The organism is Candidatus Cloacimonadaceae bacterium (assembly GCA_030693415.1).
Taxonomy (GTDB): Bacteria; Cloacimonadota; Cloacimonadia; order Cloacimonadales; family Cloacimonadaceae; genus JAUYAR01.
Window position 1 is genome coordinate 1 of the sequence record JAUYAR010000031.1, and the last position, 17,694, is coordinate 17,694.

Annotated in this window: 12 protein-coding genes; 6 read left to right on the top strand and 6 right to left on the bottom strand. The window is 46.9% G+C overall.

All coding sequences use genetic code 11. The features are described 5' to 3' along the window. Window positions 1-107: 107 nt before the first annotated feature. The 4 genes from tcmP to Q8M98_02240 form a co-directional block, all read right to left on the bottom strand. Entirely contained in the window at window positions 108-1,190 is a 1,083-nt protein-coding gene (tcmP, locus tag Q8M98_02225; GenBank protein MDP3113571.1) for a three-Cys-motif partner protein TcmP, read from the bottom strand. Continuing rightward, window positions 1,183-3,765, bottom strand: a complete 2,583-nt coding sequence (locus Q8M98_02230) for an N-6 DNA methylase (GenBank protein MDP3113572.1) — start codon at window positions 3,763-3,765, stop codon at window positions 1,183-1,185. Before Q8M98_02230 ends, tcmP begins: the two co-directional genes overlap by 8 nt. Window positions 3,766-3,879: 114 nt before the next feature. After that, a complete protein-coding gene (locus tag Q8M98_02235; GenBank protein MDP3113573.1) occupies window positions 3,880-6,405 on the bottom strand; it encodes a DEAD/DEAH box helicase family protein in 2,526 nt (841 codons plus the stop codon). After that, window positions 6,402-7,487, bottom strand: a complete 1,086-nt coding sequence (locus Q8M98_02240; GenBank protein ID MDP3113574.1) for a DUF4357 domain-containing protein — start codon at window positions 7,485-7,487, stop codon at window positions 6,402-6,404. The genes Q8M98_02235 and Q8M98_02240 overlap by 4 nt, the downstream gene beginning before the upstream one ends. 467 nt (window positions 7,488-7,954) lie before the next feature. Between Q8M98_02240 and coaBC the strand changes: the two genes are divergently transcribed. From coaBC to Q8M98_02270, 6 genes are all read left to right on the top strand, one after another. Next, window positions 7,955-9,133: a bifunctional phosphopantothenoylcysteine decarboxylase/phosphopantothenate--cysteine ligase CoaBC gene (coaBC, locus tag Q8M98_02245; GenBank protein MDP3113575.1), complete on the top strand. Its 1,179-nt coding sequence runs from the start codon at window positions 7,955-7,957 to the stop codon at window positions 9,131-9,133. After that, the gene (locus Q8M98_02250) at window positions 9,130-9,879 is read left to right on the top strand and encodes an SDR family oxidoreductase (protein ID MDP3113576.1); all 750 of its coding nucleotides are present in this window, start codon (window positions 9,130-9,132) and stop codon (window positions 9,877-9,879) included. The genes coaBC and Q8M98_02250 overlap by 4 nt, the downstream gene beginning before the upstream one ends. Window positions 9,880-9,906: 27 nt before the next feature. After that, window positions 9,907-10,662, top strand: a complete 756-nt coding sequence (locus tag Q8M98_02255) for a DUF3108 domain-containing protein (protein ID MDP3113577.1) — start codon at window positions 9,907-9,909, stop codon at window positions 10,660-10,662. Between the two features lie 4 nt (window positions 10,663-10,666). Further along, window positions 10,667-11,701 (top strand): tRNA preQ1(34) S-adenosylmethionine ribosyltransferase-isomerase QueA, encoded by a 1,035-nt coding sequence (queA, locus tag Q8M98_02260; GenBank protein ID MDP3113578.1) that lies wholly within the window; start codon window positions 10,667-10,669, stop codon window positions 11,699-11,701. After that, window positions 11,682-12,419, top strand: a complete 738-nt coding sequence (locus Q8M98_02265; protein ID MDP3113579.1) for a biotin--[acetyl-CoA-carboxylase] ligase — start codon at window positions 11,682-11,684, stop codon at window positions 12,417-12,419. The genes queA and Q8M98_02265 overlap by 20 nt, the downstream gene beginning before the upstream one ends. A gap of 95 nt (window positions 12,420-12,514) precedes the next feature. Beyond that, window positions 12,515-14,164 (top strand): tetratricopeptide repeat protein, encoded by a 1,650-nt coding sequence (locus Q8M98_02270; GenBank protein MDP3113580.1) that lies wholly within the window; start codon window positions 12,515-12,517, stop codon window positions 14,162-14,164. A 195-nt stretch (window positions 14,165-14,359) separates the two neighbouring features. Here Q8M98_02270 and Q8M98_02275 read toward each other — a convergent pair whose 3' ends face one another. Together Q8M98_02275 and Q8M98_02280 are read right to left on the bottom strand one after the other, a co-directional pair. Next, the gene (locus tag Q8M98_02275) at window positions 14,360-15,514 is read right to left on the bottom strand and encodes an FAD-dependent oxidoreductase (protein MDP3113581.1); all 1,155 of its coding nucleotides are present in this window, start codon (window positions 15,512-15,514) and stop codon (window positions 14,360-14,362) included. A gap of 1 nt (window position 15,515) precedes the next feature. Beyond that, complete coding sequence (locus tag Q8M98_02280) at window positions 15,516-17,591, bottom strand: FAD-dependent oxidoreductase (GenBank protein ID MDP3113582.1); 2,076 nt, start codon at window positions 17,589-17,591, stop codon at window positions 15,516-15,518. Window positions 17,592-17,694 lie beyond the last annotated feature (103 nt).

Below are 17,694 nucleotides of genomic sequence, written 5' to 3' on the forward strand. Positions count from 1 at the left end.
GAGTTGGATCAAAGCAAGAACTGGTCGAACGCATCTACCAAGGGTTGGATGAAATCAATAAAACACCGGTCGTGTTTAGATGGAAGTATAAAATGAATGAAGTTCAATTATAGAACGTTAATTATGGGACGCTCTACTAGGTATGTGCCTTTTATGCTGCCTTCCGTATATGCAATTTTTAAGAATTTATCTGTTTTGAAGATTCCATTGAAATGCTTTGGTAAGAAGCGATTAAGTAAAAGATACTCATAAAGCGAGTTATTTGATATTGTCTTTGATGGTAAACTGTCTATATGCTTAATTAGGTCGGTTTTCATTTTATACAGAGTTTTTGCTAGTAAGTCTTCTGATACCGATGGAACAACTAAATTCGAAAAATCACTATCCATTCTGAACCCTTCGTGGGGATCAAGTTTCCATTTTACCTCATTGAACTTGTGCAATCCCAACAGATTTGATGAAATAAAAAGTAACGCATATTTATTTCCACAGCTTTGATTTTGAAGAATGAAATAACCTGAATAGTATCCCAGACTAATAAATCTTTCATTAATTGAGTATACAAACTGATAAACATCTGAACAAGACGATGAATCTCCAATAAAGTCTTTCCATTTCTCCAATGACGTATTTACAGGGATTGTATTAACAAACCTATACATTGATGTCGCAGGTAGAAAAATCATGATTTCAGCATTTGGATTAGCTTTCAATAGTAGTAAATCAACGGGCTGGGCATTACTGTAACCAAAGGGATCGATAAAGAACAGAGTTTTAATTGTATTGATATTACTGATAATCTCTTGCTGCTTAGCAAGTTCGATTAAGGCATCCTCAAATTTTGTACAAGTGATATCATAATTGATATTCGCAGGGAGCGAGATTAAATTGATGCGCCTTTGCAGTTCGTCGCAATACTCTTGTTCTTTGTCGCTAAAATGTATATAATACTGCTTCGAACTAGGATAATCTGTGCAGATACTAATAACCTGATTTAATGCAATTAAAGCACTTCCACGTTGACCATCATCTGTTTCACCCTTCCCACAGAACAAGTCGTAGATGTGAATGCTATGAATATATCGTATCGTAGTCAGTATAGATAAGTAGCACTCTAAATATTTATTATAAAGTAGCAATTTCACTCTCGTATGCTCTTCAAGAGAGCCAAAGAAATCTGTACTAGGCATTTTCGTTCCAGAGTTTGTTGATACGGTCTTTAATCTTTTGCTCATAAAGAGCGATTAACTGACGGTTGGCATTCACAAGTTTTTGCTCGTTTTCTATCCGGTCAACAATAGCTTGTTGAATAGGCAATTCGGGAAGGGGGATTTTATAATTCTTAACAAATTCCTTAGGGATTCTCTGTAATCCGCCAGTACCTGTCATGTTTAGAATTGCTAAAGATTTGAAATCTGAGCTGGTTAGGAAAAAGTAAATCCACTGTGGTAAAACCCTATCAGAGCACCTGAAAACGTAAAATTCACTTGAACCAAAACCTATGCTGTTTACTAAGTTCTGCGCTATGCCAGCTTTGCCATTTTCAAAACAAGGAGTAACCTTAGCTAAAATTACATCGCTGTCCCTAAAGTATGTGTAGCTTCCCATTAATATCTCACGAATAGGTTTTGATATTTGCGCATCAAACGACATTCGATTTGCCCCCAAATCGCTCATTGGTACAAAAGATACAATAGTATCTTGAGATAATCCATAGATTTCACTTTTTAATGGGTTTACAACTGTCACATCTTGTAATGAATACAACTCCCACTCAGGATCGATATTGATGTGGGGTTTCCAATTTTCTACTACTTGTTTAGCACCGTCGATGATCTTCTGATAGGAGTCCAGCTCTGCTGCAATCTCTTGCTGAACTGAAAGGGGTGGGAGGGGGATTGGTAAATTGGAATACTGCTGTGCGTTAATATTGGATATTGTACCTGTTTTTGATTGACTCGTAATCCACTGTGCATAGCTCTCTGACTTAGTAAGATAGAAAATGAATCCTGGTAGGGCTTTATTACGATCTATTATGAATCTGATAAGATAACCAGCGAAGATGTATCTACCCTTCTGTCGGTGTAAATATGCTCTACCTACTGACCCTGACCTTGCGAATAGTAAATCATCTTCGTTCAATAAGTACTGATCTTCAATTTCTGAGGGAGACACCTTTTCGGTATCTTTCAAATTCCCATCATTATAAATATCAGTAATTCGTATGTACCTTGTCTCTCCATCAAAAGCAGCTTTTGAGGCTCCCGATCCATATTGAGCTTTCTTTGAACATATATCCTCGAGCCGTACCGTTTCATAAGTTAAGCAATTTGATGCTGGTGAAATATACCTCTCCCCACTCAGATTATAATCCCCACTATCAGCTAACTTTGACTTTTCGACAAGGATTACATTTTTATCCGGGACAATGTACTCTTTCTCTGTTAGCACTGTTTCCTTGTAAGTCATAGCATTGGCAAAAGCAGCGGGCAGGTCATTAGCTTCTATGGGTCTTCTTTGAGCACCCAGATCAAAGCCATCGTTGTTTACTTTGAGGAAGATGATTTTATCGGTCTTTTTTGCCAGAGCTTTGTCAATCCAGAGGATGGAGGTCTTAACCCCGGAATAGGGGTTGAAAACACCTCCAGGCAGAGAGATCACCCCCACCAGATAGTTTTCTTCTACCAATAGCTTACGCAGTTGTTTATAGGCATTACTACCCTGAAAGATGATGCCTTCCGGGACAATGATACCGGCTCTACCATTGTTGGTAAGGTGTTCCAGCATATAATCCACAAAGAGGACTTCGCTGCGTTTTGCCTGGATGCTAAAGCGTTGATGGGGTCGGATACCTCCCTTGGGAGTCATAAAGGGAGGATTTGCCAGAATCACATTTGCATACTCATTCCAGCGTTCAGTGCTGGTGAGTGTATCATACTCATAGATTTGAGGAGTATTAAAGCCGTGCAGATACATATTGACCAGCGAGAGGCGCACCATCTCAAAGGCAATGTCATAACCTTTCAGGTTTTTGTGCATGAAGGCTCGCTGATCGGGTGTGAGCAGGTCGCCAGCGTATTTCTTACCATTTTGAATGACCAATTCATCCAATGGAATGCCGTGCGTGGCGAAGGTATGAGGATCCTTGTCTTTATCGTAGTTTGAGCTATTGGTCTTGATGATGTGTTTGTAGGCAGAGATCAGGAATCCTGCTGTTCCGCAGGCAGGATCAAGGATGCTGTCTTCTCTTTGGGGATCGATCAGTTCCACCATAAAGTCAATGATATGACGCGGCGTTCTAAATTGTCCGGCATCACCTTGTGAGCCAAGAACAGCAAGCAGATATTCAAAGGCATCGCCGAGTTTTTCACTATGTTCATAAGTAAACTCGTCTATGCACTTCAGGAAGAGTTTCAGCGTTTCAGGATCACGATAAGGCAGAAAAGCGTTCTTGAAGATATCTCTGAACAAAGCGGGTATCTGCGCGTTGTTTGGTATCTTAGCCAGTGCATCCTGATAGAGCATGACTCTGCCTTCCCCACTCAGTTTTGGGTCAAAAAGCTTGTTCCAGGCATAGGGTGCAAAGTCTTTGGCAAAGTATTTGGGATTGCCTCCCAGTTCGATGGATTCATTGTCCATATCATACATGAATTTATAGATCAGAGCAATGGTGATTTGTTCCACCTGAGAGCTGGGGACTGGCACTTTGCCGACCAGAATATCTTTGGCATCGTCAATCTTCTTTTTGGTGATAGAGTCGAGCATTTATTACGTCCTATTTATTCGTGGTGGGACTGGATTCCAGTCCCAGCCTGCGCTGGGATGACGGCTGGAATGACGGGGTGGCTACGGAAAGACTCACAGTTTTCACTCTCATCCCTACATATACCGGTTTAGGATCACATAGTCCTTGATGTATTCCGGAATGGCTATTCGCCAGCTATCTTTGACCGCTCGTAAGTCCTTCATGGCAAATCGAGGATAGGTATTCAGCTCTGCATAGTCTTTATGATCGATGATATCTCTCAGCCTGTTGTCGGTCACGTATGCTTTGAAATAGTATTTGAGGGCGGGGATATTATCCGTTGATTTTGGTTTGTAAATTGAGATGAATTTATCGAATTCGGTATTGAGAAGCTCGTCTTTTGATTTGAAGCCGGGAATCAAGCCAAAGGCTTTCTCTACTATCTCCCGAAGGGTCAGTCTGCGATCTAATTGTAAGGAATGGCGGAGTTTCTCCAGAGTGAAATGCTCTTCAGGCTTATCGATCATAGTTTGATTGATATAATCCAACACAAAGTCCCATTTGCCATCGTCAACGCCTCGTTTGACGACCGGGTCTTGCTTGATCTTCTCTTCAAACTTCTGGAAGAACATCCTGTCTATCTTCATGCCATCGGCACTGATAACTTTGCGGTCAATCTTGGTCAAGGGATCGGGAGTGTGAATCTCAGCACCAGTCACTTGGGGCTGAGGAGGTTCTCCGCCAACAGGTGTGCTGGTTGTTGCACCGTTATCCGGAAGAGCCAGTACTTGGTCATAGTCAAATTTATCTTCAAAGTACTCGCATACGGCAAAGAAATCAAAGAGGATGAATCCTGTTTTGATCTTGTCTTTGTGGAGTTCTTTCAGAGCAGGATCGATATATTGTTCACAGAAATCGTGTTTACGGGTACCTCTGCCTTTGATCTGAACAAACTCAGAAGGTGAGAAAATTGGACGCATCAGAGCAATGTTCAGGATATCCGTGCAATCGTATCCGGTGGTCATCATGCCTACTGTTACGCAAACTCTGGTCTTTGAGGTTCTGTAATCTGAGAGAAAACCGGCATTACCAGATAAGTTGTTATTGGCAAAATTGATGGACATCTGCTGAGCTGTGGGGATAATGGATGTTACCTGCATGGCAAAGTCGGAATTGTATCTGCCCGGGAACATCTTATCAGCCATCACATTAAGGATTTGAGTAATCTTGGTAGCGTGTTTTTGACTAACCGTAAAGATAATAGACTTGCCGATCTCTCCGCTGATAGGATCATACGCGGCGTTGTCCATGAAGGCACGGCAGAGAGTGATATTGGTATTACGAGAGTAGAAACGCTTTTCAAAGTCTTTCTCTTCAAAATAAGTAATCGTGTCTTCACCTTGGGGGTTGGGCTCCACATAGGCATAACCCTGATCTGATAGTAGCTGAGTGGTAACCTGGGAGCGGGCATCAATCACCGTAGGGCTTACCAGATAGCCATCTTTGACGCCATCCACGAGGGAATAGCGAAATGTGGGGGTACCGCTTTTACAGCCAAAGGTCTCGTAAGTATCCAGCAGTAATCTGCGCTCATAATCCCGGGGGCTGTTACCATCAGGAACTGCGTTTTTGATGTAGTCTTTGGGGGTAGCAGTCAAGCCCAGTTTATACCCAACAAAGTACTCAAAGACGGCTCTGGCATTACCACCAATGGAGCGATGCGCCTCATCAGAGATTACCAGATCAAAATCCGTGGGGCTGAACTGAGTTCGATACTTATCACCAGATAGAAGGGACTGAACTGTCGAGATTACAATATCAGCCTTTCGCCAGTCATTTTTGTTTTCTTTGAATATCAGTGCGATGAAGTCTTTCTTTAGATATTTGACCATGTTTCGCTGAGCTTGATCTTCCAGCTCCAGTCGATCAACCAGGAACAAGACCCGGTGAGCGTTTCCGGTCTTGAGAAAGAGCTTCATTACTGCAGCAGAGATGAGAGTTTTCCCGGTTCCGGTAGCCATTTCGAACAGAAAACGGTTATTTCTCTTGCGGACTGCTCCCTGAATGGATTCTACTGCTCTTATCTGATATGGTCGTAAGAGGCTGAGATTATTCTTCTTGAGGTATTCAAGCCGGGTATCCTCGTTATGGAAATCAGGATTTTGATCATAGTCATGTTTTTGTGTTATGGCAATATATCCGGAAGTGATAATATCATTTATTAGGGCATCAGGATCGGGGTTGTAATGCTCATACCCCTTCATTGATTCGGGAGATGGGAATTTGGTTATGATGTATGGGTTGCCTTGCTGCGTATCCCAAAAATAGTGGAGATTGCCATTGGATAGGAGGATGAAACGGCAGTTCTGTGAACGTGCATAGGCTCGGGCTTGCTCTTTGCCGACGAGAGGATTATGTTTCTCAGATTTGGCTTCCAGAACGATGATGGGATGGGAGTGTTCATCCAACAGCAGAAAGTCAATGAAGCCTTTGGATGCCGACTCAAAGTCATTTCCGAACTCATCTATCGCTTTCTGGGTGATTTTGGTCTGGTTTTCCAAGACGATATTGGCTTTCTTCCCCTTTTCATCAAAGAATCTCCAGCCGGATTCCTTCAGCAGGTCGTTTATTTTTATTCTGGCGCTGGCTTCTTTACTCATTTCCGATAATCGTCAAGTTTCTTGCCATGCTCATCGAGCCAGTCAAGCCACCCGTTCGAAGACCTCCCTGTAACTAAATGAGAAGCGGCAGATGGACTCTTGAAATTATAATTGTCTCTGAGAATGTACTTTGTCCCAGTAGAGTCCAGATACAATGCTCCTTCTTTGATCATATCCAGTTTGTGTTGCAAAGAAGGTCCTTTGAATGATGACTTATGGTCTTTAATAACTTCTGATCCTTTTAAAAGAGTAAACTGCTTTGTTTTCTGGAAATACTCACCAGATGCTTTGACATCTTTGTTTGAAATATGTACCTTAATGCAATCTGGAGGTGGTGGAGGAGGCGGTTGTGGAGGTTCATCATCATCACCACCAGGTATCGTTTTATTCCATATCCTTTCAATAAGCTCGATAGCAATTGTTTTTTGATGTTGATTGATTAGTAATTGCTCGGCTATACTAAATACTGAACCACCGATCCTACGTTGAATAGTTTGTGCTTCGTTTTTAACGCTTTGGATAAGTTTGATAGTTGTAAGCTCTTCGAACATAGCTTCGGCTCTGTTTACTGCTTTTGTTCGGAAATTCTCTTTCTTCAAGATACTGTCGAAGAAAGCGCAAACCTCATCTATGTTGGCTGATTCGAGATTGAATTCGGCAAACAATGTATCTTGAAAATACCCTCCTCTGTGAGGAACATAGAATCGCCAAATGATCCCATCAGTAAGTATTCCTATAGCAATTCGATGATGAGCTTTGTAGGCATTTAATTGATCTTCAGAGTGTTTAATCGCAGATTTCATTAAATTTCCTGGAGACTTCACTTCAATGAATACTTCAGCGACTTTCGGAGTTTTATCAGCGAGGAAAAGGGCAATATCAACCCTACCAGTTGAGCCTTTGGGCAGACTCTCGGTTGGAATTTTTTCGACTTTGTATTCAGTATGAAATTCTGCAGGGTTCCACACATTCCACCCTAATTCAAGACACAGCCTGCCCACAAGCGAAAAACGGACATGCTGTTCATCCTTGAATGATCCATCTTTCAATAACTTACGGATGTCTTCAATAATCTGTTCCACCTATTCCTCACAGCGTGATTTACTTTTTTTTCAAGTATCTGCGAAAGAGTTTTCTGTCAACCACAAAATATGCGGCATCATAAAACATCCCTCAAGGCAGTGAAATTACGATTATGACCTATCAAGGTGTAATCTGTATAATGCCTGACTAACGTGTAAAATCTGGCTCTCTGGTCAAAACAACCTATATCACTATCCCTCAATATATTACGTGATGCACGCCTTGCCCTCTCTCCTTAGCATTACGGAGTCAATACGGACTTAGTCCGTAATGAGTCCGTATTGATTCCGTAATGCAAAGGGGGAAGAACGGGTTTATTTAGGTGCAAGAAAGGAGGTTTTCGGAGAAAATTGATAGAATATCTGGATAGTCTCATTGAAATTTGGCCGAGGGTTTTATGTTTTCGATTGACACAATCTGCGATATCTTATCTTGGGTTGACAAACACAAAGATTGAAGGTTGATTATGGATAAAGGACACAGATTCCTGCTCTGCGTCACCGGTGGAATCGCTGCCTATAAAGCGATCGATCTCGCCAGCCGGCTTGTCAAGTCCGGCTTTGAGGTGAAAAGCATCCTCACCGCCAATGCCGAGAGATTCGTTTCGGGCATGAACTTTGCGGCGATCACGCACAACGACGCGCACACCGATATGTGGACTGACACTGATCCGATTCCGCATATTACTTTGGCGGATTGGGCGGATTTGATCGTCGTTGCCCCCGCCACGGCAAACATCATGGCAAAAGCGGTGACCGGAATCGCAGACGATCTTTTGTCCTCTGTCTTGCTGGCGCACACGAAACCTGTGCTCTTTGTCCCAGCTATGAACGTGCACATGTATTCCCACCCCGCGACACAAGCCAATATCATATCCCTCAAAAGGTTGGGACACAATATTCTGGAACCGGTCACCGGCATGCTCGCCTGCGGCTATGAGGGCAAGGGAAAATATCCTCCCAACGCGGAAGTCCTCTATGCCATCCGCACTTATCTAAACTATTCGCAGGATATTAAAGGAATCAAGGTGTTAGTCAGCGCCGGTGCCACGATGGAAATGATCGATCCCATGCGGATGATCTCAAACCGCTCATCCGGCAAGATGGGTCTTGCCATTGCCAGAGCTTTGGCTCTGCGCGGAGCGCAAGTGACACTTGTCCATGCCGATATCCGTTGCACGATCCCATATTATTTGGATAAAGTCATTTACGCTCCCTCAGTTCAAGATATGCGCACAGCGGTGATAATGGAAGGAGCCGCTGCTGATTGGATCGTCAAATGTGCCGCGGTTTCGGATTTTAAACCTGAAACAAGCTCTCCGCGCAAGATCAAAAAAGGCGGTGATTTGAACCTGAAACTGGTGTCCACAACGGATATATTACTTGAACTCAGCACCCATAAAAACATCGGACAAAAGCTGATCGGCTTTGCCGCCGAAACTGAGGATCTGATCAAAAACGCGCGCCTCAAACTGGAAAAGAAAAAGCTGGATCTGATCTGCGTCAATCATCTGGACACCGTCGGTAAGGATGAAACCAAGCTCAGCCTGATATCCGCGGGAGCTAATAACGAGGACGTAATCGAGCTATCCGGGGATAAGTTCCACGTGGCGCACTTGCTCATCGACGCCATCAAGGCGCTATGAACAAAGGCTTTACGATCATCACAGGAGCAAACGGACAGGTGGGCAGCCATCTGGCACGAAGTTTCGCCACAAAGGGGATTTCGCTGCTGCTGTTATATCACGACCGACAAGACCGGCTCGCTGGATTCGATGACGCCAAAGCTGTCCTCACCCGCGCTTGCGACCTTGCCGATCCGATCAATTTGACCGCTTTTATCGAAGAAGCAAAGCGCGTCTTCAACCTGAACCCCACTGTTTTCATCCATTGCGCTTCGCTGCGCAGTTTCGATGCCAAAGCGCTGGTGGATTCCGATCCGGCGATCTTTCATAAAATACTAACTACGAACGTGATGGGTTTTTACCACGTCCTGCGATCTGTCCTGCCGGATATGATCTTTGAAAACTTCGGCAGGATCGTGGTTTTTGGCTCAGCGGTCACCCAAACCGGCTTGATGCAAGGCTCTGCCTATGCAGCCGCCAAAGCTGCGATGGTCAATATCGTAAAATCAACCGCTCGCGAAGTCGCATCCCATAACATTTTGATCAACGCCATCTCCTCCGCTCCGATCGAGACAAATCTTGAGGCGGATTATCAAGGCGAATATCTTCAATTTCGCCAAGACTATTTTAGCCGATATCAAGGCTCCTCACCCACCGGCAAACTGGTGAGCATCAAAGAGATAGAAGCCATTGTTGAACTGTTAGTCAAACCGGAGCTGGAAAACCTGACCGCTCAGGAGATTTTCATCCACGGAGCAAGCCAATAACAATAACCTGATGAAGGACATATCTTTATGCAAAAAATACTATCGATCACGATCCTGCTGAGCCTCGCCTTATCTCTGAGCGCGTTAGCGTTTCGGGATGGTGAAAAACTCGTCTTTGACGTTCGATATGGCTTGGTCAGTGCCGCGGAAGCGACTCTGGAAGTCAAATCCGATGTCTATCGGGGCAGGGAAGTCTGGCATCTTTCCACCAAGGCGCGCACCTATCCCTTTTTCGACGTCTTTTTCAGGGTGCGGGACACGGTGGAATCCTGGTGGGACAAAGAATCCCTGCTACCGCACAAATTTGCCAAAAACCTGCAGGAAGGTACCTATCGTCAACATCGCATCCATCATTTCGACCACAACCAAAAGAGCACAACCTACCAGAAATGGAGCTTCAAAGACAAACGCTTCAACAGCGAACAATTGGAGATCCCAATCACCACCCAGGACGTGCTCAGCGCATTCTATCACGTTCGTAATCAAGAGCTTAAACCTGGAAAACGCCTGACCATGAGTATCACTTCCGACGGCAGGTCGCTGAGCACCGATATCGTCGTCCATCGCCGTGAAAAAGTGAAGAGCATCTTTGGCACAATCCAGTGCCTCGTGATCGAACCAAAGCTGAAGGGTGAAGGGGTGTTCAAACAAAGCGGCAAGATCACCATCTGGATCACGGACGACGCTTTCAAAATCCCCGTGAAGCTCGAAAGCGCGGTTACTTTTGGCTCCTTCGTCGCCACCTTGAAGACCGCGGAAAACGTTCCTTACATTATTAAGTAGCATTATGACAGATTTACTCAGACTTGAAGCTTACGACTATCATCTGCCCAGCGAACTGATCGCCCAGTTTCCGTTAAAAGAACGGAGCTTTTCCAGACTGCTGCATTTACGCAGAGAGGATGTATCAATTCAGCACCGGTATTTCCATGATATCCTTGAACTGATCGAGCCCGGAGCCGTCCTGATCCTCAATAACAGCAAGGTATTCCCCGCACGGCTATTTGGAACGAAAGATCGCGGCACCAAAGTGGAAGTGTTTCTGCTGCACGAGCTTGCACCAAAAACATGGCAGTGCATGGTGCATCCCGGAAAGAGGCTCAAACACCCGCAGCGCCTGATGTTTTCCGATTCGCTCAGCGGCAATATCGGATTGCCGGATGAACAGGGGTTTCGCAAGATCGTATTTAGCTGTGCGGGAGATTTTTGGGAAGAGATCCACCGCGTGGGACACGTTCCCCTGCCGCCATACATTCATCGCGAGGATGGCATTGAGGATGTCTCCGCCTATCAGACCGTCTATGCCAAAGAACCGGGCTCAGTGGCTGCTCCGACAGCGGGTTTTCACTTTACGGAAGAGCTGCTCAAACAATTGACGGACAAGGGGGTTTTGATCTGCGAAGTGATGCTGCACGTGGGCATCGGCACCTTCAAACCGGTCAAAACCGAACGCATCGACGAACATTTCATGCACAGCGAGTTTTGCACCCTCGATCCCAAGACCGCGGAAACAATCAACTTGGCAAAGCGCGAGGGACGCAGAGTGATCTGCGTGGGCACCACTTCCACCCGCACGCTGGAAAGTTTTTGGGAGAGCGGGGAGCTGCAAAGCGGCTCCAAGTGGACTGATATCTTCATCTACCCTAGCAAGGATTTCAAAGTGGCGGACGCCTTGATCACCAATTTCCACCTGCCCAAATCCACCTTGCTGATGATGATCTGCGCCTTTGCCGGATACGATTTTGCCCTTGAAGCATACGGGATCGCGGTTCAGGAGCGCTATCGCTTTTTCAGCTACGGCGATGCCATGTTTATCGAATGAAAACGCCATGCAAGCGGATCTGAGCTATAGTACTCTGGACAGCACCATGCTTGAATATGAAAGGCTGCGTGCCGCGCTATCCGATGATGCGGGTTTGATCGTTCAGGCAGGTGTTCAACGCAGCGGCATCGGTAGAAACGAGCGGTTTTGGCACTCTCCCAAAGGTGGTTTGTGGATCACTATGGATATTATTCATCCGGAGGCGTTGCCATCATTTGCTCTATATGTGGGATCCTGCTTGCATCGGCTATTGATCGAGCTGTATAGCTTGGCTGATCTCCGGATCAAGTGGACGAACGATATCTACTATCAGGAATATAAATTAGCGGGTATCCTGTGTAAGTATAACGCGGCTCACAACCGCTATGTCATCGGCATCGGTATCAATTTCAACAATATGCCGGACAGTGTTTTGGACGGTTTTAACGGCATCTCGCTGAAAACCATCCTCGGCTTCGATGTTTCCCTTGAGCGCTTCAAACGGCTGTTGCTGAGAGCTATCCATGCTCGCACGGAAGAGCTTTATTATCCACAGAGCTTTCTTGCCTATTGCAGCGAGCACCTCTATGGATGGAATCGATTTTGCACTATTGACATTGGATCGGGCAGCGCTTGCGGAATCATTCAGGGGCTCGATTGCATGGGAAATCTCTTGCTGGCGAGTAGCGACGGCGAGCCGATCCGCGTCAGCCACGGCTCCATCCTCGAGATCGTTTAAGAGATAGGTTTCTCCGTCTTTGAAGGGCTTTTTGCTTGACAGATATGGGTGCTGAAAATTGCTGTTGTGAAAACATATAATTACCTGGAGGAATTATGAACAGATGGATTCTCATCGTCATGGTTCTGGTGCTGAGCCTCTATTCCTGCAGCTCAAACCAGAGCAAACCAATGACCCGGACGACTCCCACCGGTGAAGGGGTCACTACCAAAGTGGCGATTCTGCCACTCAAAGCGCTTGACAGCCCCAGCCGCTACATCCAAAAGATTTTGACCGTGCGGGATATCAAAGAGGTCTTCGTCGCTCATCACAAATATGGTCTCATGGACATGGCGCTCACCGAAAGCCAGTTCAAAGCCACCGGCTTTCGCGATGTGGACGACCTGCAGATCGAGGAAATGAAAGAGATATCCAAAGGGATGTTTGCCGACGTGATGATCATGGGTAACATCAGCGAAAGCCGCCCCGGGCTCTATACAATCTCCATGCGTTTCTACAGCACCCGCAGCGGCGAATTGAAACAGCACAGCTTCGTAGTCGGCAAAGAAAAGAACGCTCGCTACAAGGTCTTGAACGAAAGCTTCATGGGCGAGCTTGATCGTTTCGTTTCCACCGAAGTAGAGAAGATTTTCAATATCGGAGTGAATTACTATGTCGGCGAGAACTACCCCGAAGCCGAGAAGTCCCTCAAATCCGTAATCGCACTCAACCCCGAAAAGCGTGAAGGCTATTATTATCTGGGCTCAACCTATTTCAAAATGGGGAAATACAAGGATGCCGAGACCAATCTGCTCAAAGCAATGCAGATGGAAAAAACCGATCAACGCGCGACGTATATGCTGATCGAGCTCTATGAAAAATCAGGCGAACTTGCCAAACGCATCGCCCTGATGGAAACGGTCGCAGAGACAAATCAGGATGAGGAACTCTGGTTAGTGATCGGCAACCTCTATGACGAAGCCGGAGAACCCGCAAAAGCCAAGCAGGCTTTCATCAAATCGCTTGCCGTGAATCCAAACTACCCGTTGCCGCAATATCGTCTGGCATTCATGCTTTTTGACGAACAGAAATACGGCGATGCCATTCCCTATCTGGAAAAAGCCTTTGAACAATATCCGGACAACGATCTTATCGCTCAGAAACTCGCCACCGCCTATCGGCTCAGCAACCGCTTGGGAGAAGCCATCACCAAGTATGAAACCCTGATCAAAAACGATCCTCAGAACGTGCAGGCATATCTGAACGTGGTGGGTCTCTACCGTCTGCAAGCCGGAGAAGCCACGGACGGCAAAACGATCGGCGAACTCAATAAAAAAGCCATCGACACGATAAATACCCTGAAAAAGATCGATCCCGAAAACGCGCTCGTCTATCTGAATCTCGCTGCGATCTATCTTTCCCAGAACAAAAACGCCGATGCCGAAACCAATGCCAACCTCGCCATTCAAAAGAACCCCACTATCTACCAGGCATACGTGATCCTCGCCACTGTGACTCAAAGCAAGGGCACCGAGCAATATAACAAATTCATCGATCTGGAAAAGCAAGCCGCCAAAGCAGTGGGCAAAAAAGCCGATGACCTGAAAAAGCAACGCGACGCCGCCAAAGCCTCTGCCAATAGTTTTTTCCGCAGAGCCGATGAACAGCTAAAAACCGCCCGCAGCAAAACCACGGATAAAGACGCTGTGAGTGATATCAACGCACGTAGCGCCCGCCTAACAAATCTGATCAGCCAAAGCAACTAAAGCCATATAGCACGGTCACTTGTGATTGTGCAGAGTATATCAACCGGCACCCTTTTTAAGTGGACGCCGGTTTTTTTTTATTGGGCTAAGTCCCTTATTGATGTGTCAGGTTCATCGCTACCATCGCCGACGGGGACGTCGGCGTTCCATGATGTAGCGCAGCATACCGATGCTGCGCTACATTCAAGACCCGTATTATTTGAAAGCTTCCATGCCACTGAAATCGCGGCTGGGATTGAAGCTTTGCAGGATCTGCAGATCGCTGGCGGATATTTCGTCAAGCGCCATGCGGGTAAGCAATTCACCCATTCCGGGTCCCAGCATAAATCCTTGCCCGCACATACCGACGGCGTTGATCAGATTGGCGTATGCCTCCGTTTTTCCCACGATGGGAAAGCCATCCGGAGTCATCGGATATTGCCCGCGCCAGGTTCTGCGCACTTTGAGAAAGCGCAGTCGGGGATATACTTCCAGCATGCGTTTGGAACACATCGGCAGAAAGCTTGAAGTAGAACGGTTGTCGATTCCGAGGATGGGCGGATCGGGTGTGAAACAAAAACAGACCTGTCCTTCGCAGTTTTGATAGAAATAGAAATTCGCGGAACCGGGACGTTTGCGCAGATCGATCACCATCGGACCCGTGAAGGGTGCCACTGGCTCAGTGATTCCGGCTTCATGGTTGTCTGGAAAGACGGGTAAATCGATATTCAGCAATGTGCCAAGCTCTCTGGCGTTGGCTCCTGCTGCATTGATGATCACGCTCGCGGCGTAGCATCCTTTGTCGGTGATGACTTTATTGATGATACTGTTTCCAGTCTCAAATCCAATGACGCTTTCGTTGAAATTGAACTGCACTCCGAGTCTGAGCGCGTGAAAATAGTATGCAGAAGCCAGCAGCAGCGGAGAGCAGCTTCCGTCCTCCGGCGAGAAGGTGGAACCGAGCAAGCCGTTAATATTGATGCCCGGAACGAGTTCGTTGTATTCTTCAGGGCTCAGCCATTGAATGTTCAGCCCATGAGTATGCTGCACTTTCATCAGGTTTTTCAGGGCATCGGCATCCGTTTCGCTATATGCTGGAAAGCTATAACCGTTTGACATCCAACCGATACCGTCTCCCCAAACCTCTTCCCAGGTGCGCATGATCTCGATCGAGCGCAGGCAGACGTTGATTTTGCCAAAATCGCTATGCGTGGCACGCACTCCGCCGATCGCTTTCTTGTTGTTTTGCTGTCCGGGACCCTTTTCTCCATCGAGGACGAGGACGCGCAGCTTTCTTTGCGCCAGTGATAACGCTGTGGGCAGACCGATCGAACCGGCTCCGATGATGATCACGTCAAAATTGTTAGCCATTTCACTCACCATCCGGAAACTTGTCCAAAGCCACTTCGATAAAAACCGGACGCTTGGTGTTTGGCACCACGTTTTCTGTGGGAACGCCTTCCTCGCGCAGGAGTCCTTTGATCAGGGTTTCGCAGGTTTTGGCTCCGCAGGGTCCCATTCCTGCACGAGTGACGGCTTTTATCTGATTGAGATCGGTGATCCCTTTGTTGATCAGGTTTCGCACCTGACCGACGCTGACTCTTTCGCAGAGACAGATCATGGCATCATCCATCAATTTATCAGGGAGGATCGTTTCCGGCAGAGCAAGAGAGACACTTTCTTTCTGGATGCGGAAGGATGCCACTGGTTTGGCTATGGCGGAGGGAACGGATACTTTGATCAACTGAGTGTGCTGCGCCTTGATATCCAGAACCGCGCTAACTTCATATTTCCCAAATGAATTGCCTTCGATATCGACGAGATCGATCATGTCGCCTTTGAGAGCCGGAATATTGCTTACTTCATAAGGAATCGTTACCGTCGGATTGGCAGAATCCTTGCGATAGTCCACCAGAGTGATCGCCAAACCGGGACAGATGAGCAGGCATTTGAAACAGCCGATGCATGATCCTTGGTAAAGCGGAACCGCCATCAGACCTCCGTCTTCGGTCGCAATCGAATTGGTGGGGCAAACCGTGGTGCAGGGATTGCAGGGAATCTCCTGAAGGCAATGGATGATGGGAAAAACTCCCTCTTCACCGGGATGGTTTTGATAGCCCTTGACGATGCCGGGATGGGATTTGAGGATATCCGCTTTGGCATACCAATCCTGCGGAACGTCCTCGATTTCTTTGATTCCGGAAAGCGCGTCTTGGGCGATTTTCAAACCCGAAATCTTGCCGTTGAACATTGCGGACGAGGCTTCCGCGATCTCTAATGCATCTCCGGCAGAATAGACAGGGATGCCCGCTTGTTCAGCTTCGATGGTGAATTCGGAGAGGGAGTCCAAACCAACGGCGATCAGGATGGTGTCGCATGAAAAAGACATTTCCGTCCCCGGTAGGGCTTTGAACTGCTTGTCCACTTCCGCGATGGTGATGCCTTCGACCGTCTCTCCTCCATTGGCGCAAAGGATGCTGTGGGAAGTGTAGATCGGCACTCCAAGGCGCTTAAGCTTGTCCGCGTGAACTTTGTAGCCTCCGCACTCGGGCATCGCCTCCGCCAAACCGACCACTTCGATGCCGGCTTGCAAAGCGTGGTAACCAGCTATCAGTCCTACATTTCCGCCGCCGATGATGAAAAGCCGATCGGTGGGGCGGATGAGATCCCGGTTCACAAGCGTCTGAAATGCTCCGGCACCATAGATGCGGGCAAGGTTGTTTCCCGGAAAGCGCAGAAACTTCTCTCTGGCTCCGGCGGCGTTGAGGATGCGTTTGGGGCTTACTATCTTATAGATTCCGTCCTTGAGGATGCCGACTTTTTTGTCGCTAAATACGAAAAGAGCGGTGCTATTCAGCCAGATCTTGACACTGGATTGTTTTTCAACTTCAGCAGCGAGCAATTCGCCGATGTCGTGTCCCCGGGTTCCGGCATTGCTATCTTCCTCGGAGCCAAAGAACTTATGGGTTTGGAGAACCAGCTTGCCGCCGAGACGGTGCTTGTCATCGATCAAAAGTGTGTCGATATCGTGTTTGCCGAGTTCGATGGCAGCCGCCAGACCGGAAGGTCCTCCTCCGATGATCAAAACATCGGTTTCGAGCTGCTCGATGGGCGTGCGCCCTTTCACATACGCGCTGTCGGGAAGCTCCGGCAAGCCGTCCGCGCTGCGAACTTCCATGCCGCTTTGCACTTCCGTCATGCAGGATTTTATCGGTATGCCATCCGCGATCACCGTGCATTTGGCACATTGACCGTTGGCGCAGAAAATGCCTTGGGCGCTGCCGTCTTTATGATGATGTCCAAAGACGCTGATTCCGTTTGCGATCAGCGCGGAAGAGATCATCTCCCCTTTTTTGGCTATCAATTCCTCTCCGTTGAAGCGGAAAGCGATCTCTGCGCTATGCGGGATCGTCAGGATCGGGTGAATGTCCAGACGTTTCGTTTCCATTTATGAGGATTTCTCCTTTGATAATGATAATTTTTGTGGCTTAAAAAGTTTTGGCTTGCGCTGGTGTCAAGGAAAAGCTGCCAAAATGGCAGCAAGATGGCAA